23 protein-coding genes are annotated in these 22088 nt (G+C 42.7%); 7 read left to right on the top strand and 16 right to left on the bottom strand.

Features of this window, described 5'->3' with window-relative positions:
• The first annotated feature begins 1 nt into the window (after position 1).
• Positions 2-1495 (top strand): tRNA (N6-isopentenyl adenosine(37)-C2)-methylthiotransferase MiaB, encoded by a 1494-nt coding sequence (miaB, locus tag FW759_RS03415; RefSeq protein ID WP_062845367.1) that lies wholly within the window; start codon positions 2-4, stop codon positions 1493-1495.
• Positions 1496-1586: 91 nt separating this feature from the next.
• On the opposite strand, the gene FW759_RS03410 is transcribed toward miaB, so the two are convergent.
• The 7 genes from FW759_RS03410 to FW759_RS03380 form a co-directional block, all read right to left on the bottom strand.
• Entirely contained in the window at positions 1587-2432 is an 846-nt protein-coding gene (locus tag FW759_RS03410; RefSeq protein ID WP_446442197.1) for an SDR family oxidoreductase, read from the bottom strand.
• A gap of 267 nt (positions 2433-2699) precedes the next feature.
• Positions 2700-2936 carry a hypothetical protein gene (locus tag FW759_RS03405; protein ID WP_446442196.1) on the bottom strand — a complete coding sequence of 79 codons (237 nt, stop codon included), beginning with the start codon at positions 2934-2936 and terminating at the stop codon, positions 2700-2702.
• 131 nt (positions 2937-3067) lie between these two features.
• Positions 3068-4282: an RtcB family protein gene (locus FW759_RS03400; RefSeq protein ID WP_446442195.1), complete on the bottom strand. Its 1215-nt coding sequence runs from the start codon at positions 4280-4282 to the stop codon at positions 3068-3070.
• Between the two features lie 759 nt (positions 4283-5041).
• Positions 5042-5770, bottom strand: coding sequence for a LysE family translocator (locus FW759_RS03395; protein WP_443505012.1), 729 nt, complete (start codon positions 5768-5770; stop codon positions 5042-5044).
• Between the two features lie 135 nt (positions 5771-5905).
• Positions 5906-7138: an acetylornithine deacetylase gene (gene argE, locus FW759_RS03390; RefSeq protein WP_095569850.1), complete on the bottom strand. Its 1233-nt coding sequence runs from the start codon at positions 7136-7138 to the stop codon at positions 5906-5908.
• Positions 7139-7171: 33 nt separating this feature from the next.
• The gene (locus FW759_RS03385) at positions 7172-7654 is read right to left on the bottom strand and encodes a deaminase (RefSeq protein WP_095569849.1); all 483 of its coding nucleotides are present in this window, start codon (positions 7652-7654) and stop codon (positions 7172-7174) included.
• Positions 7655-7866: 212 nt separating this feature from the next.
• Positions 7867-8520 (bottom strand): UPF0149 family protein, encoded by a 654-nt coding sequence (locus tag FW759_RS03380; protein WP_095569848.1) that lies wholly within the window; start codon positions 8518-8520, stop codon positions 7867-7869.
• Positions 8521-8733: 213 nt separating this feature from the next.
• Here FW759_RS03380 and FW759_RS03375 point away from each other — a divergent pair, with 213 nt between their 5' ends.
• Positions 8734-9174, top strand: coding sequence for a hypothetical protein (locus tag FW759_RS03375; protein WP_062845375.1), 441 nt, complete (start codon positions 8734-8736; stop codon positions 9172-9174).
• A 67-nt stretch (positions 9175-9241) separates the two neighbouring features.
• Entirely contained in the window at positions 9242-9688 is a 447-nt protein-coding gene (locus FW759_RS03370; protein ID WP_446442194.1) for a cell division protein ZapA, read from the top strand.
• Between the two features lie 114 nt (positions 9689-9802).
• Here the strand turns inward: FW759_RS03370 and FW759_RS03365 are convergent, their stop codons facing one another.
• The 4 genes from FW759_RS03365 to FW759_RS03350 form a co-directional block, all read right to left on the bottom strand.
• Positions 9803-10105 carry a hypothetical protein gene (locus FW759_RS03365; protein ID WP_257011735.1) on the bottom strand — a complete coding sequence of 101 codons (303 nt, stop codon included), beginning with the start codon at positions 10103-10105 and terminating at the stop codon, positions 9803-9805.
• Positions 10106-10359: 254 nt separating this feature from the next.
• Positions 10360-12456, bottom strand: a complete 2097-nt coding sequence (glyS, locus tag FW759_RS03360) for a glycine--tRNA ligase subunit beta (protein WP_446442193.1) — start codon at positions 12454-12456, stop codon at positions 10360-10362.
• Positions 12457-12465: 9 nt separating this feature from the next.
• Complete coding sequence (gene glyQ, locus FW759_RS03355) at positions 12466-13440, bottom strand: glycine--tRNA ligase subunit alpha (RefSeq protein WP_446442307.1); 975 nt, start codon at positions 13438-13440, stop codon at positions 12466-12468.
• 478 nt (positions 13441-13918) lie between these two features.
• Positions 13919-14131 carry a PspC domain-containing protein gene (locus FW759_RS03350; protein WP_062845378.1) on the bottom strand — a complete coding sequence of 71 codons (213 nt, stop codon included), beginning with the start codon at positions 14129-14131 and terminating at the stop codon, positions 13919-13921.
• A gap of 545 nt (positions 14132-14676) precedes the next feature.
• Here FW759_RS03350 and nadR point away from each other — a divergent pair.
• The 3 genes from nadR (at position 14677) to FW759_RS03335 (ending at position 17233) form a co-directional block, all read left to right on the top strand.
• The gene (gene nadR, locus FW759_RS03345; RefSeq protein WP_443566404.1) at positions 14677-15729 is read left to right on the top strand and encodes a multifunctional transcriptional regulator/nicotinamide-nucleotide adenylyltransferase/ribosylnicotinamide kinase NadR; all 1053 of its coding nucleotides are present in this window, start codon (positions 14677-14679) and stop codon (positions 15727-15729) included.
• A 134-nt stretch (positions 15730-15863) separates the two neighbouring features.
• Complete coding sequence (gene pnuC / locus FW759_RS03340; protein WP_446442192.1) at positions 15864-16595, top strand: nicotinamide riboside transporter PnuC; 732 nt, start codon at positions 15864-15866, stop codon at positions 16593-16595.
• A 194-nt stretch (positions 16596-16789) separates the two neighbouring features.
• Complete coding sequence (locus FW759_RS03335) at positions 16790-17233, top strand: Mpo1 family 2-hydroxy fatty acid dioxygenase (RefSeq protein ID WP_062845381.1); 444 nt, start codon at positions 16790-16792, stop codon at positions 17231-17233.
• A gap of 75 nt (positions 17234-17308) precedes the next feature.
• Here FW759_RS03335 and FW759_RS03330 read toward each other — a convergent pair whose 3' ends face one another.
• The 3 genes from FW759_RS03330 to FW759_RS03320 all read right to left on the bottom strand — a co-directional run bounded on the left by FW759_RS03330 (position 17309) and on the right by FW759_RS03320 (position 19892).
• Positions 17309-17920, bottom strand: coding sequence for a nitroreductase family protein (locus FW759_RS03330; protein WP_095569842.1), 612 nt, complete (start codon positions 17918-17920; stop codon positions 17309-17311).
• 214 nt (positions 17921-18134) lie between these two features.
• Entirely contained in the window at positions 18135-19073 is a 939-nt protein-coding gene (locus FW759_RS03325; RefSeq protein ID WP_446442191.1) for a pirin family protein, read from the bottom strand.
• Positions 19074-19178: 105 nt separating this feature from the next.
• The gene (locus FW759_RS03320; RefSeq protein ID WP_353670403.1) at positions 19179-19892 is read right to left on the bottom strand and encodes a pirin family protein; all 714 of its coding nucleotides are present in this window, start codon (positions 19890-19892) and stop codon (positions 19179-19181) included.
• Between the two features lie 275 nt (positions 19893-20167).
• Here FW759_RS03320 and FW759_RS03315 point away from each other — a divergent pair, with 275 nt between their 5' ends.
• Positions 20168-20488 (top strand): GNAT family N-acetyltransferase, encoded by a 321-nt coding sequence (locus tag FW759_RS03315; RefSeq protein WP_446442190.1) that lies wholly within the window; start codon positions 20168-20170, stop codon positions 20486-20488.
• Positions 20489-20601: 113 nt separating this feature from the next.
• On the opposite strand, the gene FW759_RS03310 is transcribed toward FW759_RS03315, so the two are convergent.
• Both FW759_RS03310 and FW759_RS03305 read right to left on the bottom strand, forming a co-directional pair.
• Positions 20602-21354, bottom strand: coding sequence for a YoaK family protein (locus FW759_RS03310; protein ID WP_446442189.1), 753 nt, complete (start codon positions 21352-21354; stop codon positions 20602-20604).
• Positions 21344-21898 (bottom strand): NADPH-dependent FMN reductase, encoded by a 555-nt coding sequence (locus FW759_RS03305; RefSeq protein ID WP_446442188.1) that lies wholly within the window; start codon positions 21896-21898, stop codon positions 21344-21346. Before FW759_RS03305 ends, FW759_RS03310 begins: the two co-directional genes overlap by 11 nt.
• Positions 21899-22088: the final 190 nt, after the last annotated feature.

The raw sequence follows: 22088 nt of genomic DNA, 5'->3' as shown, positions 1-22088 counted from the left end.
TATGAGTGTTACTGTATTTAATCCCCGCATTAATGACGCCGCTGTTGCTAACACAACTGCTGCTGCGCCAGCTGCCACTGCACTCAAAGAAGCAAGTTCAGCCCAATCGCCTGTCACGCAAACGACCACCAAAAAGGTATTTGTGACGACTCAAGGCTGCCAAATGAATGTCTATGACTCTGGTAAAATGCTTGACGTGCTTGGTGACTCGCACGGCATGGAAGTGACTCACAATATTGATGAAGCAGACGTTCTGCTGATGAACACTTGCTCTATTCGTGAAAAAGCACAAGAAAAAGTTTTTTCAGAACTGGGTCGCTGGCGCAAACTAAAAGAAAAACGTCCTGATCTCGTCATCGGTGTCGGTGGCTGTGTGGCATCGCAAGAAGGCGACAATATTCAAAAACGGGCGCCTTATGTCGATATGGTATTTGGCCCACAAACCTTACACCGCTTGCCAGAGCTATATGATCAATCAAATGAGCAGCGTAATATATCGCCAAAGAACCGTATCGGTACTATCGACGTATCTTTCCCAAGTATTGAAAAATTCGACTTCTTACCAGAACCAAGAGTAGAAGGTTATAAGGCCTTTGTTTCCATCATGGAAGGCTGCTCGAAATACTGCTCATTTTGTGTGGTGCCTTATACGCGCGGTGAAGAATTGTCGCGTCCGCTTGATGACGTCTTGGCTGAGATTGACAGCCTTGCCGCTCAAGGTATCCGAGAAATCAACCTACTGGGACAAAACGTCAATGGCTATCGCGGCGAAAAAGACGATGGCAGCATTTGCCGTTTCGCTGAGCTACTGCATTATGTGTCGCATGTCGATGGTGTTGAGCGTATTCGTTATACCACAAGCCACCCGCTTGAGTTCACCGATGACATCATTGACGCTTATGCGCAGTTGCCAGAGCTGGTATCGCATTTACATCTGCCCGTACAAAGCGGCTCCAATGCAATTCTTGCTGCCATGAAGCGTAACCATACCATCGATGTTTATATTGACCAGATCAACAAACTAAAAGCCATTCGCCCTGACATCCATTTGTCGAGCGATTTTATCATTGGATTCCCTGGTGAGACTGAGCAAGACTTCCAAGACACTTTGAACTTGGCAAAAGAGTTGAACTTCGATCACTCTTATAGCTTTATTTACTCTAAGCGCCCAGGTACGCCAGCGGCTGAGTTGCCAGATGATGTAAGCTTCACTACCAAAAAAGCGCGTTTGGCTGAATTTCAAAAGGTCATTGTCGACTCGACACTGGCTAAAACGCACGAAATGGTCGGTACAACGACTCGCGTGTTGGTCGAACAAATCGCCAATCGCCATCCTGATTGCTTAATTGGGACGGCAGATAATACGCGCACGGTTATGTTCCCGTACGATGAGGAGCAAATGAATGAGCTACTCGGTAAGATCGTCAGCGTGCGTATCACTGATTTTGTCAGCCCGCATATGGTGAAGGGTGAGCTAATCGAGGTATTGGCGTAATCCTTACCCTAGAGTGACCAGTTAATACAAAAAGGCCGTTCACAATTATCGTGAGCGGCCTTTTTTGTTAAAGTTTACAAATCATACGTCATCAATCTGATTGAGCTGGAGTAGCCGTGCTCCCCGCCAAAATCCCACCATCAATCGTCAGCTCAATACCTGTCACGTACTTTGACTCATCGCTCGCCAAATAAAGCGTGGCATAAGCCACGTCCATGACATCACCCATGTAACCAAGTGGAATGTCCTTACTAATTACTTTGATCGCTTCTTCACGCGCATCCCCTTCTCCTAACATCGTATCCCACATTGGCGTATAAATAGCGGCTGGGTGAATGGAGTTACAGCGAATATCATAACCATTTTGCGCGCAATATAAGGCGACGGATTTACTATGATTTCTGACCCCAGCCTTGCTTGAAGCATAAGCAGCTGCTAACGGAATGCCAACCATACCTGAGCGTGAGGAGATATTAATGATACTGGAGTTGCTATTTTTATCGGTTGAACGATTTTTCATCAAAGCAATAGCTGCCTTACATCCTAGCGCCACGCCATCTAGGTTGACTTGATGCACCTTACGCCAGCTTGCCATATCCAAATGTTCAGGGTCATGAGCGCCTGTGGTTTCTAAAAACCCTGTAATACCCGCATTATTAACTAAGATATCTAAGCCTTGGTATTTTTGTTTAATAGCCTGCTCAGCTTGTTGCCAATCGCTCTCGTTTGAAACATCCAGATGCATATATTGTGCTGGTTTTGACTCGCCCCACTGTTGACGCTTGATATTGATATCATTACAAGCACGCTGCCCTTTGTCATCATTGATATCACTAAATATAACCGTTGCGCCTTCTTTAACAAAAATCTCAGCAATCGCTTTGCCAATGCCTTGTGCAGCACCCGTGACCAGTGCCACTTTATTAAGTAATCTCATAAAATCCTCCTTTATATTTGTTCAATCTTGATCGTAAATAACGTCGTCTAAAAATAAAACGGTTATACGAATAACAGTTATATGAGTTTAAACGTGTAACTGATACAAATTTTTCTTGCTTGCTGTGTCTACGCTGACAGAGGCGGCAAAAAATTTGTCCCAGCCACGCTAACTCTTTTTTATAATAGTCTTACTATAGTAAAACCGTACTTTTCTTAAAGTGAATAAATAACATCATCGTTCGTGACTCGTAAAATTTTTTTGCTCCTATTCTGATAACCAATCTGTCTTCCGTAGCTGCTGCTTGGTCTCACGACGACGCTTTTTGCGGACGATGTCAATATCTTCTTTTTCATGAATACCGCCTTTTTTGAGTAGCGGATTCAGCGCCAAATAATTGCGTGGCTTCACTGCGCCTATCGAATGCTGTGCACCTGATTCAGCTTGCTGTTCTAAATGCCGCTCAATCTGTTTGGCCTTTTTTAACGTTTGTTTTAAGCTCATATGATTACCTATTCTATAATTCTTTTTAGATACCAACGCCAAAACCATATTAGTGAGAAAAACGAGCGCAAATTGTACCTCCAGTACATGAAGCAAGTTTGACGACGCTAAGATGATTTGCAGGCTTGATATCAGCCTTTAATGCACATGACTTGCTTCAGCGTATGCACCACTTCAACCAAGTCTTTTTGATTGGCTATCACTTCATCAATGTCTTTATAAGCGCCAGGTATCTCATCGATAACACCTTTGTCTTTACGACATTCAACCCCATCGGTTTGCGCTTTTAGCTCGTCAATGGTGAACGCGCGCACCGCTTTGCCTCGGCTCATCTGCCGCCCTGCCCCATGTGAGCACGAACAAAATGACTCAGCTGATCCCAGACCACGTACGATGAAAGACTTTGCGCCCATAGAACCTGGGATAATACCAAGCTCCCCTGCATATGCACTGATTGCGCCTTTGCGCGTCACATAAACCTGCTCGCCAAAATGCACCTCTTCATTGACATAATTGTGATGACAATTGATAGCTTCTTTGGTAAGCGTAAATCGTGGCAATCCTGCTTGCGGCGATTGCATGGCTTTAATGACTAGACGCATCATCTCACGGCGATTCTCGAGCGCGTAATCCTGCGCCCAGCCGACCGCCTCTACATAATCAGCAAAGCTATCAGAGCCTTCAGCAAAGTAAGACAAGTCCCGATCTGGTACATGTCCAAAGCGTGATTGGCGCTCTTTTTTGGCAAGATTGATAAAATAGCGGCCAATACAGTTGCCAATACCGCGACTGCCAGAGTGCAGCATGACCCAAACATCGTTGTTTTCATCCAAACACAGCTCAATGAAATGATTGCCACCGCCAAGCGTACCCAGCTGCTTGGCCCAAGTACGATCAAAGCCTTTTAGCATTTTGAGTAAACCCGGATGCTTATCGGTAATAGGTTTCAGTCGTTTGCCAAGCGGATCAAGCGTCGAGTTTTTGGCTTGGATTTGTTTGTGCAAGTTAAACCCTACTGGCACCTGCTGTTCTACTATCGAACGTAATAACTTTAAACTATCCGGCAAATCACTTGCTGTCAGCGACAATCGTACCGCGTTCATACCACAGCCAATATCTACACCGACTGCCGCAGGAATAATGGCAGATTTGGTCGGAATCACACTGCCAACAGTAGCACCTTTGCCAACATGCACATCAGGCATGACAGCAATGTGCGAATGTACAAATTCTAACTGAGCCAAGTTGCGTAGTTGCTGCATGGCACCTTGTTCAATATCGGTGGTGTATATTTTGACAGGGACGCCATGTTTGCTATTTTTATTTAATACTAATTGAATGCTCATTGTTTTTTCCATTTTTTATTTTTAAAACCATATATTTTTTAATTCACCTATTTAGTTCTTTAGACATGACTTATCCGTCTCAATTAAACTCAATGTTTAATAAGAAAAATCGACAATTAAGAAATGATAGGCAATAAAAAACCATATTTTTATTAATTAAAAATCAATAAAAATTCATGGCTAATTTATAATGGACGTTTTAATAAAGATATTACCGTACCAAAAATGACCGCATAGATGCTATGTGTACAACATACACGCAGACAGACATTAGCTAAGTTTTCACATAGCTTATCTTTTGATAGACAGTAAAGAGAAATGTTAGACAAGCAATAAACAGCAGAATGCCTAGTATAGTCAAATAACCATACAACACAGATAACTTAAAAGAAGGATAACGCGAGTAGATATAGAAGGTTGTTTAGAGACACTAAATTATAAAGTATCAATAAATAACTGATCTATAGGCTTAGCCAAACCTTTTAGAAGTCATCATTGCTGTCATGCTTTTCATACATTCAATCTTTAAAAACGTCTTAACAGTTATATAGGACACGATGATTCCTCCATAGGTTATGGCTAATGTCAGGGCGACAAAAGCAAATTGATTGATGTGATTTATTCGATATAAAAACCTATAAATCAATGCGATTATAATAACGATTTAAAAATCAATGTCAACTATTAATTTAGTATCAATTTTATATTAATACTTTAGGAAGTTTCTTTAATATAAAAAATAAATAACAATCATATCTTTTACATCGTAAAATCTTTTATGACGTCAGCTAACAAAGCGGCTGCAATCAATACAAAAATGACGCCACAACCACGATTTAACCATGCTAAGCGACCACCCACATCGAGCCAACTTGCCAGCTTCTTGCCACCCAAGGTATATACGATCTGCCAAATGGTCTCACTCATGAACAGCCCAATGGTCAGTAGAATATATTGTGGCCATAGTGGCGCACTAAAATTAATAAACTTAGGGAAAAAGGCTGCAAAGAACAAAATCGCTTTTGGGTTAGATAGAGAGACCCAAACACCCGTACGAAACAAAGTAAGATTGCTGGGACCTACTTGCACGGCAGCGCTAGAGAGCGAACGTGGCTGCGGTCTAGTAGATGTACCCTCAGAGGCAGCATAGTCGGCTTCTACCTCCGCACTTAGCTCTTTAGCATCGCTCATCAGGCTGCCATCGCCCGCATCACGCCATGAACTGATACCCAAATAAATCAAGTATGCCGCGCCCACGGCTTTGATAATCGTGAGCAGCCATGGCGATTGACGACTGATCACATCCAATCCGAGCAGCGTTGACAGTAACAAAACAAACAGTCCAAGGCTCAAACCTGCCAGCGTCCATAACGTTCGCTTCACACCATAGTTCATGCCGTACTGAAATGCCAGTAGCATATTGGGACCTGGGGTCGCGGAAATCAAAAACGTACTTGCGAAAAATACTGCAAACAGATGCCAAGACATCAGCTAACCCCTACTTTGTTATATATAAATGGTTCTTATACGAACAGCCACATCGCCAAAAAAGAAATACCGCCATTAAGACGGTATTTCTTTTACTTATGCATATTATATACATATGTTTGGCATTTTTATAGACTACCTGATGGTGCAACTGTCTAATAGTTTTTGCAAAAATTCGTCACAACGTTCTATTTCGCTCAGTGCCACATACTCATCTGCCTTATGCGCCTGTTCAATACTACCCGGCCCACAAATAATCGTTGGAATACCAGCATTGGTAAATTGACCGCCCTCAGTTGCATAAGCCACTTTATGACGCTCGTCATCTCCAGTTAATGCCGCTATCAACGCTTGCAGCTCAGCGCTATCATTGTCGGTCATGGCTGGCACACTTTCTTCTTGCACCAGCTCGATGCCCGTCTCTGGAGCACGGGCTTGCATCTGTGCGCTGAGCTCTGCAACCTTCGCTTGAATAGGTACTAAAATATCGTCTTGCGTCATGTGCGGCAGGTTACGATAGTCAAAGGTGAACTCGCACAAGTTGGGTACAATATTGGTTGCTGTACCGCCTCGTATGGTACCAACGGATAAGGTCGAATAAGGCACATCAAACAGCGCATCATTGTCATCGCGACCGCTTATCTCTTCTGCCAACGTATCCACGTAGCCAATCAAGCGGCTGGCGTAACTGATGGCATTGACCCCTTGCATCGTCAAGGATGAATGGGCAGACTTACCATGCACACGGCAACGATAAACCGCAATGCCTTTATGTGCCACCACCATCGCCATGTTGGTCGGCTCACCAACGATACAATAATCAGGCGTAATACCGCGGGCTTTTAAGTCTGCCAGTATGAGTGGCGCGCCCAAACAGCCAACTTCTTCATCGAACGACAATGCCAGATGCAAGGGACGACGTAGTTTTCCACTGTTTGATAATTGCACGGCTTGCGGCAATAGTGTTAAAGCACAAGCGATAAAGCCTTTCATATCACAAGCGCCGCGTCCGTAGAGCTTGTCGCCACGAATCGTTGCAGTAAACGGCTCTGACGTCCAGTCTTGACCATCGATTGGCACCACATCCGTATGCCCTGAGAGCACCAGCCCATTATTTACTTGATCAGCGTTTTTACCAGCGGGTACGGTCACAAATAGATTGGCTTTGTTTTTGGCCTCATTAAAAGTCAAATCCACCGCAAGGCCCAATTGCTTACAGTAGGCTTGCACGTCTTCAATAAGTGCCAAGTTTGAATGGCGACTGACCGTATCAAAACCAATCAAACGCGTGAGCCAGTCAAGACTCTGATTGGGATAAGCAGTATCGGACGGGGTTTGACTGTTATCATTACTGTTGTTTGTAGTCATAAAATATCCTTATCACGATATAAGATAAAAAATTTAACTTCTTTGGAGCGCGCGCTGTTGCAATGCTTTTATCTCTTTATCCAAGCCAGCGACAGGGCCTGATACAGTTATATTTGGCGCAATGTCTTGAATAGAAAAAGTATTAATAGGTGATGTGGATTTTACATTCATCTCCATCATCCATTCGGTCAGCTGTTTTGAGGAACTGACGTATACAATACGTCCAAGACCTGCCCATGCATGAGCTGCTGCACACATTGCACAGTGTTCGCCTGAGGTATACACCACCGCTTTTGCCCTCGCAGCAACTGTCATGTGTTGCGCCGCCCATTTTGCTACAGCGATTTCAGGATGATAAGTTGGATCCACCGTGTTAGCGCGGTTACGATCCTCACATAAAACCTGACCGTCGCCATCAACCAATACACTACCAAACGGCTCATCGCCTGCTTCTAGAGCGTCGGCAGCCAGCGCTACGCAGCGGCGCAGATGTGGCATGTCATGATCAGTTATCATCCTTATCTCCTTTTATTCTTTTATTCTTTTATTCTTTTATTCTTTTATCGCAAATTACTATTTTTATTCTATCGTCAATATACGTCAAAAAACATATAGCGATGCCGAGACAACATTTATTAACACGTTGGCGCTCAAAGCGCGCAAACTTTGCCTCAGCAAAGAGCTATCTGACGTCTATTTTCTATTTTAGCTTGACTATATAACATCATTTACGATGGATTGTTTTGATTCATGATATCAATAACCGGTGGCATTGGTTTTGGTAATTTGCCTTCTGCTTGTAACTCTTTGGTCGTTTTGGCATTAATGGCAAGCCCAGAGATAAGTGCAATCTCTTTGACAGGTTTGCGCTTACGAGTTGCAAAGCTGACAGGTACCATACGTGCAAATTCGTAGAGGTACAAGTAAGACTCTTCACCCCCTTCAAAATCTTCGTCATCCTCAAGGCGAATGGCACCAATTTTTGCCAAGTCTGATAGCATCTCGTTTTCCTCACTCGTAAGGCTACAATCGGTAATACCAAAACCAGTCATAAAACCGTTCGCCCACTGTTTCAACGCTATCACACGCTCGTATAAATCGTGTTCATCATCCGGTATGAGCGGCATATAAGAATAGGCATCATCTTTGTCTTTAAGCTGGAATACAGTGTCCTCTGCTTCTTCTGTCAACAAGGTCAATGCAGCCTCTGGTAGTGACGCAAAACTCAGCTCCTCAAACACCTTCGCCCATGTTGCTTCATCAGGGGCATTACAAGCTGTCATAAGCCCTGTCATCAAGCCATGTACCTCACTGATAGATACATCAGTCCAGTCGTCAAAAGCGGTCAGCCAAGTATTCCAGCCAGAAATATTGTCATTCATAATAGATATCCTAATGAGTGGTTATTGCTTAAAAAACAGAAAATAGACGCTGTACCCTGTCACTGACAAAAGCGCGCCTAATAAATATAAAAAGGCCAAGCCTAATACGTGTAATTACTTTGTTGATATAGATATTATGCGGTCACCTATGGCATTATTAAACGCAGAGAACAAAATTCATTCACGCTTACTTGTTAAGGATAAAAACTGACTATGTATGATCAACTTAAACTATTAGAAAAAACGATACTCGACATAAAAAAGCAGTATCAGCTTGTCAGTGCTGAACTTAGCAGCCTCAAACAAAATCCGGTCACCAATACCCAAGAGCTGACCGCACTACAAAACAAGCTCAATACGAGCCATACGGAACGTGACGGTGCCAAGAAACAATTGAATGATCTCGACAAGCGCTATCAAAATCTTGCAGAAGCGCATCATATGATTGGTGAAGAGCAAGACAAGCTGCAAAAACAGATCAGCGAATTAAAACAACAAAACAATGAGCTGCAGCAGCATAACAAAGAATTGAAACAGCAGTATCACGATATTAAACAGCAAAATAGTGACTTACAAAAGAAAAATCAATTGGCCGCTGAGCGAACGCAAGTTGTCTTGAAACGCTTAACACGTATTGACCAAGCAGAAGGTTAGCCAGTCCATTCATCCTAGTAATATCTTATATTACTCATTTTACTGACCAGACATTGTAGGATTTATCATGACCAATAACCACCCCAAATCTTCAGAACAAAAGCTAGCCGCCAACCAAACACGCTCTACTGACCCAAAATCACAAAAGATCGCGGTAACTGGAGCTGGCTCCACAACCGTCTCAGCCCAGTCTAAACCCAATACTAATAATACCCCTGAGCCTCAAATCAAAAAAGTCGATATTTCGATTGCGGGCGTTACTTACCCTATCTATTGTCCTGTACATGAGCAAGAAGAGCTGCGCTCAGCAGTTTTTTATATTAATGACTATGCGCAAGAGCTCAGAAAAGACGCACCCAGTCTCAGTCAAGAAAACCTCTTGGTATTATGCTGCTTAAACTTGTATGAAAAAATTCACGCCAATCAAAGAGATGATGAAGATCGTTTGCAAGAAAGCAGCCGATCTGACGCTTTACTTAATAAAATCCTAAAAGACGCTCAATCCATCTTATAAGCGGACAGTCAGTTTATAAGCAAATAGTCAGTCTCTAACAGATAAGCGCCTAGCTCACGACAGCTAAGCGCTTTTTTTGTACTTATACAATCATCTGGCACACAAACACATCATCTACGCATGGGGATTGTAAACTTTACCAGCATGAAAATCTGCTTGATGCTCATAATTGCAAAAGAAGAGAGGTTTATGAGTATCAACCTTGCTATCGCTTTCATCTTCTGGCGCCAAACTTGGATTGGTTTCTAGGACACCGCGATATTCAGCCAAACTGTTGCCACAGAAGTTACACTGCCGCGGTGTGATCACATCTCCTTCTTTTGGCATCATGCTCTTGGGAGGACGTGGATACATAAATTTATAGAATGCCCACATTGAAGCCCAGATAACGAGAATGATGATAATAACGGCAAACACGGCAGTGCTCCTTTGACGATGAATAAACGTTTATGAGTAACAGAAATCATTTGATTGACCCTTCTGCAAAACGTCCTAATAGTATAACGTAACCATTAATAAGGATGACAGTATAATGATGAGACCAGTAGAGAGTTTAATGATTTATCACCTTTACGAGCCATTTATTGTCATAGCCTGTATCAAAAAACTGGCCACAAAGGACCAGTTCTTTTGATGTACCACTTGATGATTAACGCAGCGTTTTTAAAGGATTACAACTGCAACTCACTAATATCCGCCACTGTTAAGAATAACGCACGAACCTGCTTCAATAATGCCAAGCGATTGTTTTTTAATGCCTCATCTTCGCTATTGACCATGACATTGTCAAAAAACTCGGTCAGTGGCTCATCTAAGCTCGCCAGTGTTTGCAATACCTGAGTATAGTCTGCTTGCTCAAGCAATGGCGTAACTGCTGTCTGTGCTTGGCGTACGCTTCTATACAAGTTTTGTTCGGCAGGCTCGGTCAACAGCGTCTCATTAACCGTATCAGAAACAATTACTTCTGATTTGGCCAATATATTGGCAACGCGTTTGTTAGAGTCCGCCAACATCGATGCTTGTGACAACGTGCTGAATGCTTGAACCGCACGAATACGTTGATCAAAATCAAGCGGCATATGCGGATTAATCGCTTGCACTGCCTGAATAGTATCAACGCTAACGCCTTGTTCCGTATACATCGCACGATAGCGCGAGTTTAAGAATGCCATAACTTGAGTGAAGGTGTCGCCCATTTTGGCAATTTTACTGCCTCCGTTAGTGTCACTATAGCCTTTGATTGCTTGCTCAACCAATGCCACCAGATTAATGGGTAGTTGCTTTTCAATCAAAATACGCAAAATACCAATGGCTGAGCGACGTAAGCTAAACGGATCTTTTGACCCAGTAGGCGCTTGATCAATCGCAAAAATACCAACAAGCGTATCTAAGCGATCAGCCAATGCTAAACAAATACCAATTGGCGTTTGCGGTAAGACATCACCACTAAACTTAGGCAAATATTGTTCTTCCAAACTGGCGGCAACGGCTTCTGTCTCACCATCCAAACGTGCATAGTATGTACCAGCGATACCCTGCAACTCAGGATATTCGCCTACCAATGAGCTTGCCAAATCGGCTTTGGACAACATAGCAGCACGTACGGCTTCATCAACACTGATGTCGTGACCTTGCTGCTGCAGCAAAGTGGCAATAAACGCAGATAACTTAGCAATACGCTCAGACTTGTCCCAAATTGTACCGAGCTTATCTTGAAATACTCGGGTTTTTAGGCTTTCTGTGAGTGCAAACAGTGGCTGCTTTTGATCTTGTAAAAAGAAGAACTCGGCATCAGCCAAACGCGGACGTACGACCTTTTCATTACCTTCGATGATCTGGTTCGGATCTTGAGACATGATATTGGTAATAAAAATAAAGTACGATTGCAACTTGCCTGCTTTATCGGTCAAACAAAAATACTTTTGGTCCGCTTGCATGGTCGAGATCAGCGCTTCTTGGGGCACTTGTAAAAAACGTGTCTCAAAGCTTGCTCGTAGGGCAATTGGAAAATCAACCAAGGCCGTTACTTCGTTTAACAAGTCTTGCGGGACGATAGCATCGGAATTAACCTCATCTGCCAATGTTTTGACTTGGTTTTTGATCAGCGTTTGGCGCTTATCAAAATCTGACACAACCTTTAAGCCCTCTAGCAACGATTCATAATCATTGGCGTGGGCAATGTCATGATAATCAGGGCTATGGAAGCGATGACCACGAGTTTGCGCACCTGTTTGGTGGCCTTGGATAATGGCATGAATAACTGCATCATCTTGCATCAACACCGCCCACTGGACGGGACGAACGAACTCATTACGGCTGGCACCCGAGCGCATGCGTTTTGCAATCGGCAGATTATCAAGCGCCGTCTGAAAAATAGTAGGCAATAGCTCTGTTATGGCTTGACCATGGATGGTTTGCTCAAAGCCCACATAATCGCCTTTATCGGTATTAATAGTAATCAGCTCACTAGCCTCAATGCCTAAGCCTTTAGCAAAACCCATGGCAGCACGAGTTGGATTGCCATCACTATCAAACGCGGCTTTGATAGCAGGGCCGCGTTTTTGTTCCGTGCGATCTGGCTGCTTGTCACTAATGCCTTGAATCTGAATCGCCAAACGACGCGGCGCGGCAAATGATTTGATGCTATCAAAGCTGATTTCTGCTTCGCGTAATTGCTCAGTGACGCTCGCTTGTAGCGCGTCACGTAGTGGCTTTAAGCTTTTTGGAGGTAGCTCTTCACACCCCAGTTCAAATAGAATAGTACTCATGGGATGCTCCTATTTATTGTCGTTAATCATTTGAGTATTGTTGGCGTTTGCAGCGTCTGTCTTTTCTTTTGGCAAATACTTATCGATGGCCTCTTGACGATGGGCTTCATCGGCTAATGGGAAGCCCAGTTTGGCACGAGCCTCAACATAACCAAAAGCGACCTTACGGGCGAGCGTACGTACGCGCAAGATAAAGCGCTGACGCTCAGTGACTGAAATCGCACCGCGGGCATCAAGTAAGTTAAAGGCATGTGACGCTTTTAGTACCATCTCATAAGCAGGTAATGGCAAGCCTGCATCGACCAACTTATCCGCTTGTTGCTCATAAAAGTCAAACATTTCACCCATCATTGGCACATCGGCGTGCTCAAAGTTATAGGTCGACTGCTCCACTTCGTTTTGATGAAAAACATCGCCATAAGTGACACGGCCAAACTCGCCATCTGCCCATACCAAATCATAAACGCTATCGACGCCTTGTACATACATCGCTAGGCGCTCAAGACCGTAAGTAATCTCGCCGGTGACAGGGAAACACTCAATGCCGCCGACTTGCTGGAAATACGTAAACTGAGTCACTTCCATACCGTTTAGCCAAATCTCCCAACCAAGACCCCACGCACCAAGCGTTGGCGACTCCCAGTTGTCTTCAACGAAACGAACATCATGCACCAATGGATCAATACCAATGGCTCTCAATGAATCCAAATACAGCTCTTGAATATTAGGCGGATTGGGCTTGAGTACCACTTGAAACTGATAATAATGCTGTAGACGGTTTGGGTTATCCCCATAGCGACCATCGGTTGGGCGACGTGATGGCTGCACATAAGCGGCGTTCCAGCGCTCAGGACCTAATGAGCGCAAAAACGTTGCAGTATGAAAAGTACCGGCACCGACTTCCATGTCATAGGGCTGCAAAATCACACAGCCTTTATCAGCCCAAAAATTCTGTAACGTTAGAATTAAATCTTGAAAGGTCATCGGTTGAGGGTCTTTGTCTTGTATCATTGGGGTTGTCGCTTCGGATGTCATAGTTTGGGTTTTCATAGTAAAGCCACTGTGGAATGGGTATTAGTAAATAAACCGTTGATAGCGCTCGTATCGCCTATTTGGCAACGACTCTATTTGCCTGCTCACCTTACTAAAAATTGACCATTTTATCCATATTTACGTCAACTAAATTTGCATTGTGTCTATAAATGTTTATTTATGAGCTCGATTTGCCGCAATAAACTGATGTTGAGGTCATCAAAAGCCACAAACAAAAAAATACCCAAATGCGTGAGCATCTGGGCAGGAGGAAAAGTCTATCGCTGGTATCCTGATGAGTCAGGCTTTTTGTTTTTTGGAGTCTAACCTTGGTATCACTTTGCTTATCAATTGGTCGTACTATTTAAACGGTCTTACCTAACTGGTTTTGAGGTGCTTATAGCAAATCTATTTTTATAATAAATTTGCCTTATTGGTAAGACTGACTATTGGCCTTTGGCATAATGATCCACAATATGATATAGATCAAAATCCCGGGTACTGCAGCACTTAGTGAAGATATAACCACAAACAGCAATCTTACCCAAGTGGGTGACCAGCCTGCATATTCTGCTATACCGCCCATAACACCAGCGATCATCTTATTGTTCTGAGAACGATGTAATTTTGCTAACTTAGCCAAACCAAATACCTCTCTATAAATTATATTTTGTGACTTATATTTTTTTAATTTTATCCATTTAGGATTTATGTTGAATCTTAAAAATAGTTAATCTGCTTAACTTATGAATAATTATATCAATCATTTTTTATTTATCTGTTGATAGTATAGAAGTCCTTTGTGAGTTTATGATACTCAAACTTGCTTCAACCTATCATATAGCCTCATAAACCCCTGATTTTAAATAATTATTTCAAAATGTTTCAGCTAAAGGTTTGTTTCTCAAATCTTACCATCTTACACATTACTCTCTATTATTCACAAGCCAAATCCAACACATGGCTCTCGTTTTAATGCGCTATGAGTCCATAAAAATATAATAGACAAACTGTTTATTTGGTTATAAAAAACTTCTCTGATAAAGACAAAATTTAGGTCATATTTACAATAACCTACCTGTAAATCCCCTCGAACCTTTATACCATGCTGTTAAACAGCTTAAACCAAATACTTTATTAATAAGATCGATAATAATAAGGCTATATAAGCCTAGAGTGAGGATAATTATGTATGATACTGGATTGATGATTGGACAATTTGAGCCACTGCATTTAGGACACATGCGCAGCATACTAGAGGCATCAGGGCAGGCAAAAATATTGCATATTGTCATTACGACAACCCCCTCTCCTCATCCAGATTTTAACATCACCTTGCAGGACAAAGCACGCTGGCTACAAATGGCTTGCGCAGATTTGCCATTTATTCAGATTCACACTACAGATGAGAGCGAACTGCCCTGTCATGAGCATTTTGCTAATAGTAGCTTTGATACAGCGACTAGCAGTACTCAGTTGCAACACTTACTCGACACATTGTCCTTACCCATCGAGACCGCATTGTTTTTGGCGGACAACCATCCATTGGTTCATAGTCCAACACAGCAGCAAGCACCACTAACAATGAAGATTGTTGCTACGTCAGCACAACCTGAGTTTGACACTCTCGCTATTGCCCAAAATCCTATTGCACATTGGTCAGCACTGCACCCACAAGTACGCGGTGACTACACAAAAACAATCGCCATCGTTGGCGGCGAAAGCTCCGGCAAAACCACATTGGTACATAAACTGGCCAATCATTATGGTGCCAGCTTTGCGCTTGAGATGGGTCGCCTGTATGTCGGTACAGATTTGGGTGGTAGTGAGGTTGGATTGCAGTACAGTGACTATGCCCCTATTGTGCTCAATCATGCCCAAGCCATTAGAGAAGCAAAATCCTGTGCGACGGCACCTGTTACCATCGTTGACACGGATTTTGTGACCACACAAGCTTTCTGTGAGGAGTATGAAGGGCGCACTCATCCGTTTGTAGCCGCTTGTATTGATGAGTTCCGTTTAGACCATACTATTATGCTAGACAACAATACGCCATGGATTGACGATGGCATGCGCTCTTTGGGTACACCCGAGGCGCGAGGACGCTTTGAGCAGCGCTTAGTAGACATCTTTGCGCGTCATGATATCGCGCCGTACATGATCGACCAGCCTGATTATGATGCGCGCTACCAGCAAGCGTTGCTGTTTATTGATCAGCATATCTATGGTAAAAAAACATAAAATATATTCGACCAGACAATCAATTAAAAATATAACAGGTCATGGATAATTGCTTACTACTGATATCTCTCATTTTTATATGATTTCATCAGTATTAGGCAATCATCGACATTCATGTTTAGGGAAAAAGCGCTATGCGTATTCAGTTATTGGACAACATCACCGGCAAATGGGCTATGCAATGGATTGTTATTTGGTTCATTTGCGGTGTTATTGCTTTGTCCGCAGGATTTTGGCTCACCACCGACCACACCACACTTGATATGTTCTATTTAGGCGTCTCTTTTGTCGGATTGGTCTGCGTGGTCTCGCTGTCGTTTCGCAAAAATGTCATGGGTAATGGTCTTGGGATGGCAGCCACGGCAGGCGAAGTGGTGGTACAAGCAACATCAGGCGCAGTTGGTTTAATGCTCGCCCCTTTGTTTAACTTTTTTACCCACGTTTATGGGATTTTTTATTGGTCAAAACACACCGATCCTGACGGTGACATGATACCCAAATCTGCCAACAAAGCAGTTTGGTTGATCACTGCTGTGTTTATTGTTCTTGGTCTGGCGCTTTTCCCAACCGTAAATAGCTTATTGGCGAGCTACGGCTATGCGGTGGTCGAGGACGATAACAGTAAATTTCTAGGATTTATTTCTTTTTTTTGGATCAATGTGATCGCGTTTGTGCTTTCAATCACAGCACAGGCCGCGATGATTTTGCGCTACTCGTTTAACTGGTGGTTATGGATCATCGTGAATTTTGTTTGGCTTATCGTCAACCTCATGTCTGGCAATTATATTTTTGCCATTCAAACTATGATTTATCAAATCAACGCCTTCATCGGTCTTTATGAATGGCAGCGCAGCGAGCAAGGTTAAAGAGTTACTTAGAGAAAAACGCGTTTGGATTTGAGTAGCAAGTTGAGCAGTATGGTTAGATTTGACTGTGCCGTCTACTAGATAAAATGGCAGACATACTCAATTAATGCTACAACTGATACCAAGGACTGTTTGATTACCGACATGGTAATCAATATCTGTCCATCATATCAATGGCTAACAAGGAGGTTAGTATGTCTCGCAATCGTCAACAAAGAGTGTCTAAACGCACACTTGAACAGTGGCTCAGTGAGTACGCAGTCAGTCATCAAAACTTAGTCAACAAAAAAATCCATTGGCTGTGTGTTCCCACCATCTTTGTCAGTTTGTTGGGTATGGGTATGTCGCTTTCTGTCTGGTTCACCTTAGTTCTAAGCGCCTTAGTACTTTTGTTTTATATGCGCTTATCCACGCCGCTTTTTTTAGCGATGGGTATGTTTATCTTAATTTGTCTATCAGTGATGGCATTACTACCATGGGGATTTAAAGTCTGGGCAGGTATTTTTATCGTGGCTTGGATTGGACAGTTTATTGGTCATAAAATTGAAGGTAAAAAGCCTTCATTCTTTGAAGATTTACAGTTCTTATTGATTGGTCCTGCATGGGTCGCCAATAGTTTAATGCGCTCCAAACCGTAGTTATTATTGGTTGTTAGATAAAAAAAAGCGCCGCTCAATGATTGAGCGGCACTTTTTTTATATCAATCTGTTTTATTACGCACCAAATACTTTTAGACGTTCTTCAACAGGTTTGAATGATTTGTCGCCTGCTGGTTGCTCAATACCGCCAAATACCATTTGTGCTTTCAATTCCCAGTTTTCATCAACGTTCCAAGCATTAGCCACTCTTTCATCGATGACAGGATTGTAATGCTGTAAATTCGCGCCGACTTCGATACTGGCCAATGCTGTCCAGATCACATACTGATGCATGGCATTGGTTTGCGTCGACCAAATTGGGAAGTTTTCTGCATAAAGAGGCGCCGCTTCTTGCATGCCTCTGACAACCGCTTGATCTTCAAAAAACAAGACCGTACCAGCGCCGTTTCTAAAACCAGCGATTTTTTCTTTGGTTGACTTGAATGCCTCTTCATCACCAACGATGACACGTAACGTCTCTTCTGTCATGTCCCATAGTTTATTATGGTCATCGCCAAACAAAACAACGATACGCGTTGATTGTGAGTTGAACGATGATGGTGTGTGCAAAATAGCATGTTCAACCACCTGAACGACCTCTTCATTAGACACGGGTAGTTGATCATTTAACGCATAGATTGAGCGACGTTTTTCAGCCAATTGCTGTAATGTTTTTAAATCTGACATAGTACTTCTCCACATTGTTGATATAAATCTGGTTAATCAATAAGACTAACACGTTACTTTAAAACGGTACTTTTGATTTTCTTCATTTGTAATTTGCTTCATTATGGGAGTAATTGACCCAAACCCATATTTCTTTTTTGTAAAAAAACTTAACTAAACAGGAATATGAGAAAGTTAAATTAACAAATGCAATTTACGATACTACTTTGTGATACTACCCTTTGAAGCCTTTAGGCAGTTCTGGTGAAGGTAGGCGCTTCATCATAGAATTAACCTCTCCGAACCGCTCATGACCATTATTCCAGTCAATAATAGACTGTTCGAGCTCTTGCTTGTTATCGGCTACAAAGTTCCACCATAGAAGCACTTTATTGTTGAGTGGCTCACCACCGATAAACATCAACCGGGTGCCTTTTTTTGCCGACAGTCTGATACTGCGATTATTAGCCACATCCGAATCGTGAAAGCGAAACAATTGATCTTTTTCGCATACTTTGCCTTCAGATTCGATCTGTCCTTCTGTGACCAAGATACCATACTCAAAGCTGGGTTTTAGATTGAGCGTGACGTCACTATCTTCCAAAAACCTCACATCAATGCCGATCATTTTTGAGTACTGTATGGTCGGTGCTTGATAATGCGCCCCTGTCACACTGACATAACCGCCTGTGGTGAGGATCATCTCGGCACCATCCTCACGCCACGTAGGCAATTTGGGATAATGATGAAAGCTACGCTCGATTTTTTGATCGGTTGGTAGCGCAATCCATAGCTGCACCATACTCAGACCTCGCGCGGCATCTGGTGAGCCACCCGTGTCTGGAAAGACGCTTTGCTCGGTATGGCTGATGCCTTGCGTCAATCCTGTACCTGCGGTCATAACATTGACTTGGTTTTTGGTGATGACTTGCTCATTTCCCAAACTGTCTTTGTGCAGTACTTCGCCATTTAGCATCCAACTAAAGGTTTGCAAATTAATATGCGGATGACGACCCACTTGCATACCTAACTCATCATCACCAAACTCAGCAGGACCAGCATGATCCAAAAAGCACCAAGCACCAATTGGTTGATTGCCTTTATTGGGTAATAATCGAGCAATAGGGATACCACCAACACTTGCCAACCTTGGCTCTAAGGTTTTAATTGTCATTATTCACCTCTCAATATGCAATGAGTATTTGCGTCATAGTGCTTAATTAATAGTGCTCAAATGACCTTTAATAAACGACGGCGCTAGCGTTTTGATACAACCAACCTAAAACGACATCGGCACATCCATGACCAAGACCTTGGCATCTTCTTCTACTTCCATAGTGAAGTCGACAGTATCTGAAATACCAAGACCATCGCGGGTGTTCAAAGTCTGACCATTGATCACTACCTTACCACTGATGACAAAAATATAAGCACCGTTATTTGCATCCTTTATGTGATAAGTTCGCGTCACGCCTTTATCGAAATTACCCATGCTGAACCAAGCGTTTTGATGAATCCACACACCAGCATCATCCGCATTCGGTGACAAAACTTGGTTAAACTCGTTTGGTTGCATGATGTCATCCATACGGATCTGCTGATAACGAGGATTGACGTTCATTTTGTTAGGGATGACCCAAATCTGTAAAAACTTCACAGGTTCGTTGGCATCGCCATTCATCTCGCTATGAGTGATGCCTGTACCTGCTGACATCACTTGGATTTCGCCTGTCTCAATAATGCCTTCATTGCCGATATTGTCACCATGACCAAGCTTGCCAGACAATGGAATACTGATGATTTCCATGTCGCGGTGTGAATGCTTACCGAAGCCTTGGCCACCGATGACAAAATCATCATTAATGACACGTAAAACCCCAAAACCCATACGTGCAGGATTATGATAATTGGCAAAGCTAAAGGTGTGCTTGCTTTTAAGCCAGCCATGATTAGCATCGCCACGAGAATCTGCTGCATGATAGATATTTTTCATGATATATCCTTATTTATCAGTAATTTAATCTTATATGACAATTCATTAATGACCTTGCCTAAACAATGAACCTATTATAATTGTTGAGCACAGGCAGATAAATAAGCATTAATGCAAATAACTATTCTTATTTTTAGAACAATGTGTCTATGCATAACGTCATATAATCATAATGAGCAATCAGTATACGCAGTTACCACGCCTAATTAGGTCGCTAAAGGGTTAGCTAGCTCTTATCTATACACTTAATCTAATCTACATAAAGGAATATAACTATGCCGAATGAATTGAACCATGAGCTGATAGACAATACAGCACAAAAGCGTTTCGAGATCCACGTTGATGGATATCTCGCCTTCGAAGATTATGATTTTTTTACCACCAGTCAGGGCGAAAAAGGCATTGCCTATCTTCATACTGAGGTTGCAAAGGAGCTTAGCGGGCAAGGCATCGCAGGTTATCTGGTTAAGTCCATCTTAGACGAAGCAGCAGCTAAACATTTAAGGGTGAAACCTATTTGTCCGTATGTCAGAGCCTACATCGACAAGCATCCACAATACCAAGACAACTCTGTCTTTCATAATGCCGCTCCTTAACCTAACTATTTAAGAGACAAAAAAACGCCGTATCTTTGCGACACGGCGTTTTATTAAAAGAATGCTATTTAACCCTTAATTTTGTCTTTTAACTGATTGAATCATGGAACGCCCTAGCCAACATGGCTTAAAAACGCTTCATCACGTGCCAAGACAGCCAAATACAATACGGGTAACACGAATAATCCCACTGCCCAAAAGCTCAGTTCAAGATACAAAAGTGCGCCGACCAATGCGCCAATCAAAAAGCTAAATACCAATGCTGAGCTGTGACCCAGTTTTTTGGCATTTTCAGGTGTGCGATTGTTGACATAATCGGTCAAATTGATACCAAGCTGCGTGGTATTACCTGTCATTAGCACCGTCGGACTCATATGTTTGATCAGCGTCTTACTTGCCGTATTGCGTATGGCAAGGGCAATAAGACCCAACCCACCTGTGAGTGCGACTGTAAGACTACCCGCCCCTACAAAAGGTTGATAATACAAACCTGCGATCATAAATGCGGTCAAAAAAAAGGCTTCGGCAAGAAACAGATGACTTAATATCAGTTTTCGTTTTTTACTCTTATCAATAAAAGTCTTGGTCAGCATCACGGTCAATACAAATAACGGCAAGGCCGCCAGCTTAATCCATAAGCCATCCTCACCTTTGACCAGTCCACTCCCTGCCATCACCAAGTTCCCTGTGACATGTGCCGTAAAAAATCCAAATAAGGCGATAAAACCAATGGTATCAATCGCACCGCCAACGATGGTCAATAGCACAGGCGCTTGGTAGCGTTGCCAAAAACTTGGTGGCAACGCCTCGTTACCTTTGCTATATGGACTATTATTATTTTGGTCAGATATTGAGTTAGGCACCATTACTTCCTACGAATGCAACCAAATCATTAACGAATTTTTGCAGATATTGTTGGGTTCGTTCAGTGACGCTACCATCGTCGTTTAAGCTTTCAGTCGCGCGGCTCAGATACACTTCTGAGTGAATCATCATTTTTGCAGATAACATTTGCATGCTTTTATGTACATCAAGCCCACTATTGATACCCCCATAATTGCTTGGCGACGCTGTCATGACGGCTACCTTTTTATCGCGCCAAACACTGTCTTTATACGGACGAGAAGCAATATCAATCACGTTCTTGAGTGCGGCGGGCATCGTACGATTGTGCTCTGGTGTGACAATCAATACCGCATCAGCGGCTTTTAATTGCTGACGAACACGCTCATAGCTGTCTATCGTTGTATCATCATAATCTTGATTATAAAGCGGCAAATCTGCAATATGCACCTCTTCAACCATGACATTCTTTGGCATTTGCGATGCAATATATGCTGCAAACTTGCGATTGATTGACGCTTTGCGCAAGCTGCCGATTATTAGGGCAATCTTCATTGGTGTGCTCATGATGACTCCTTATATAGGATGATAAAACGCTTTTTGCATTGTTTGAGGATCACTATAGTCAATCCACTATAAAATAAATACAGCGCTGCCAGCGTCATATTTTCTTGCTTGCTGCGCCTTCGCAGACAGAGGCTACGAAAATATATCGTTGGCAATAGATTATGATTGTCGTATCTTTTTTATTTAGGAT

The organism is Psychrobacter sp. 1176_08 (assembly GCF_052850615.1).
This window is presented reverse-complemented; position numbering and strand designations above follow the sequence as displayed.

What these genes read in the sequence shown, in the direction of transcription:
- miaB (WP_062845367.1), top strand. Translation starts at nt 2, where the DNA reads ATGAGTGTTACTGTATTTAATCCCCGCATTAATGACGCCGCTGTTGCT.
- FW759_RS03410 (WP_446442197.1), bottom strand. Translation starts at nt 2,432, where the DNA reads ATGAGATTACTTAATAAAGTGGCACTGGTCACGGGTGCTGCACAAGGC.
- FW759_RS03405 (WP_446442196.1), bottom strand. Translation starts at nt 2,936, where the DNA reads ATGAGCTTAAAACAAACGTTAAAAAAGGCCAAACAGATTGAGCGGCAT.
- FW759_RS03400 (WP_446442195.1), bottom strand. Translation starts at nt 4,282, where the DNA reads ATGAGCATTCAATTAGTATTAAATAAAAATAGCAAACATGGCGTCCCT.
- FW759_RS03395 (WP_443505012.1), bottom strand. Translation starts at nt 5,770, where the DNA reads ATGTCTTGGCATCTGTTTGCAGTATTTTTCGCAAGTACGTTTTTGATT.
- argE (WP_095569850.1), bottom strand. Translation starts at nt 7,138, where the DNA reads ATGACTACAAACAACAGTAATGATAACAGTCAAACCCCGTCCGATACT.
- FW759_RS03385 (WP_095569849.1), bottom strand. Translation starts at nt 7,654, where the DNA reads ATGATAACTGATCATGACATGCCACATCTGCGCCGCTGCGTAGCGCTG.
- FW759_RS03380 (WP_095569848.1), bottom strand. Translation starts at nt 8,520, where the DNA reads ATGAATGACAATATTTCTGGCTGGAATACTTGGCTGACCGCTTTTGAC.
- FW759_RS03375 (WP_062845375.1), top strand. Translation starts at nt 8,734, where the DNA reads ATGTATGATCAACTTAAACTATTAGAAAAAACGATACTCGACATAAAA.
- FW759_RS03370 (WP_446442194.1), top strand. Translation starts at nt 9,242, where the DNA reads ATGACCAATAACCACCCCAAATCTTCAGAACAAAAGCTAGCCGCCAAC.
- glyS (WP_446442193.1), bottom strand. Translation starts at nt 12,456, where the DNA reads ATGAGTACTATTCTATTTGAACTGGGGTGTGAAGAGCTACCTCCAAAA.
- glyQ (WP_446442307.1), bottom strand. Translation starts at nt 13,440, where the DNA reads ATGACCTTTCAAGATTTAATTCTAACGTTACAGAATTTTTGGGCTGAT.
- nadR (WP_443566404.1), top strand. Translation starts at nt 14,677, where the DNA reads ATGTATGATACTGGATTGATGATTGGACAATTTGAGCCACTGCATTTA.
- pnuC (WP_446442192.1), top strand. Translation starts at nt 15,864, where the DNA reads ATGCGTATTCAGTTATTGGACAACATCACCGGCAAATGGGCTATGCAA.
- FW759_RS03335 (WP_062845381.1), top strand. Translation starts at nt 16,790, where the DNA reads ATGTCTCGCAATCGTCAACAAAGAGTGTCTAAACGCACACTTGAACAG.
- FW759_RS03330 (WP_095569842.1), bottom strand. Translation starts at nt 17,920, where the DNA reads ATGTCAGATTTAAAAACATTACAGCAATTGGCTGAAAAACGTCGCTCA.
- FW759_RS03325 (WP_446442191.1), bottom strand. Translation starts at nt 19,073, where the DNA reads ATGACAATTAAAACCTTAGAGCCAAGGTTGGCAAGTGTTGGTGGTATC.
- FW759_RS03320 (WP_353670403.1), bottom strand. Translation starts at nt 19,892, where the DNA reads ATGAAAAATATCTATCATGCAGCAGATTCTCGTGGCGATGCTAATCAT.
- FW759_RS03315 (WP_446442190.1), top strand. Translation starts at nt 20,168, where the DNA reads ATGCCGAATGAATTGAACCATGAGCTGATAGACAATACAGCACAAAAG.
- FW759_RS03310 (WP_446442189.1), bottom strand. Translation starts at nt 21,354, where the DNA reads ATGGTGCCTAACTCAATATCTGACCAAAATAATAATAGTCCATATAGC.
- FW759_RS03305 (WP_446442188.1), bottom strand. Translation starts at nt 21,898, where the DNA reads ATGAGCACACCAATGAAGATTGCCCTAATAATCGGCAGCTTGCGCAAA.